This is a genomic window from Vibrio sp. 1580 (assembly GCF_033340055.1).
The window spans coordinates 1-594 of sequence record NZ_JAWOVT010000465.1; the positions used below are offsets into that span (position 1 = coordinate 1).

The following is a 594-nucleotide window of genomic DNA, read 5'->3' on the forward strand; positions in this document are numbered from 1 at the left end:
TCTTGTTGCTCTTCACGGCTGAGTTCATTGAACGACTCTTTCAATGTTTTCGTCACCGCAGGAGATTGCGCGATACTGCTCTTGGTCGCTTGTTTGTTCACTGCGTTGTTGTAGTCGGCCACTTCTCGCTCGTAATCACGAAAACCTTGCAAACCACCTTTACGGAGCTGAACCATAGAGAAATCCACTTCTTTTCCGTTCTTATCCTTTAGTATCACTTTTGGATCGAGTTCGAAGGCTTTCGCTTCTTCAATGGTGCGGAAGGTTTTGTAAGTCAGAGAAAGTTCAGCATCTTTTTCTGCATCAAACTCTAATAAAAGAGGCTGCGAATCAAACTTACGGCGCTTTCCATCTTCAAACACGATTTGACCAACAGTCACCGCTAACTGGTTTTCACCGTCTTTTAGCTCGATACTGTTGTTGTCAGAGATCCACTCAGGGTAAACGAACTCACCATTAATAACGCGAGGCACTAACTCCTTTTGCAGAGTCAACTGAGCAGCGAAGGCAGGCGCAGAAAGGATTGCGCAAATTCCAAGAAGTGTCGTTGTTTTTTTCATCATGGTTTCTCACTTTATACCAATTTAGATAAGC

The 594-nt window shown here is 43.9% G+C and carries 1 protein-coding gene; it reads right to left on the minus strand.

What is annotated here, in order from left to right; all coding sequences use genetic code 11:
- Positions 1-563: DUF2057 domain-containing protein (locus R7093_RS26615; RefSeq protein ID WP_318147201.1), on the minus strand; the 563-nt coding region annotated here is incomplete at its 3' end.
- Positions 564-594: the final 31 nt, after the last annotated feature.